At 41.6% G+C, this 449-nt stretch carries 1 protein-coding gene; it reads right to left on the bottom strand.

Annotated features, from left to right (window positions below; all coding sequences use genetic code 11):
• Nucleotides 1-211 precede the first annotated feature (211 nt).
• A partial coding sequence (locus JIG37_RS22560; RefSeq protein ID WP_206769768.1) for a hypothetical protein occupies nucleotides 212-449 on the bottom strand: 238 nt, incomplete at its 5' end.

The raw sequence follows: 449 nt of genomic DNA, 5'->3' as shown, positions 1-449 counted from the left end.
TGCTATTAAATGTTGATCTGTCAGTTTGAAGCCGAGCGGTGTTGTTTTCGGGTCTTACCCAAAGGCCCATTTTGTAGCAGGTACTTCAGTGCCGAAAATTTTTTTCAAAGAGAAGTGAATAAGAAGAAAATGAGGGAACCACAGGATCATTTTTTTCTTCCTCTTCAGCGAAATGCCTCTTACCCTCTTTGTGCTATTAAATGTTGAGCTGTCAGTTTGAAGCCGAGCGGTGTTGTTTTCGGGTCTTATCCAAAGGCCCATTTTGTAGCAGGTACTTCAGTGCAGAAAATATTTTCACAAAGAGAAGAGAATAAGAAGAAAATGAGGGAACCATAGGATCATTTTTTTTCTTCCTCTTCAGCGAAGCGTCTCTTATCCTCTTTGTGCTATTAGATGTTGAGCGCCAGTTTGAAGCCGAGCGGTGTTGTTTTCGGGTCTTATCCAAAGGC

The organism is Pseudoalteromonas sp. bablab_jr010 (assembly GCF_016464105.1).
GTDB classification, from domain to species: domain Bacteria; phylum Pseudomonadota; class Gammaproteobacteria; order Enterobacterales; family Alteromonadaceae; genus Pseudoalteromonas; species Pseudoalteromonas simplex.
This window is presented reverse-complemented; position numbering and strand designations above follow the sequence as displayed.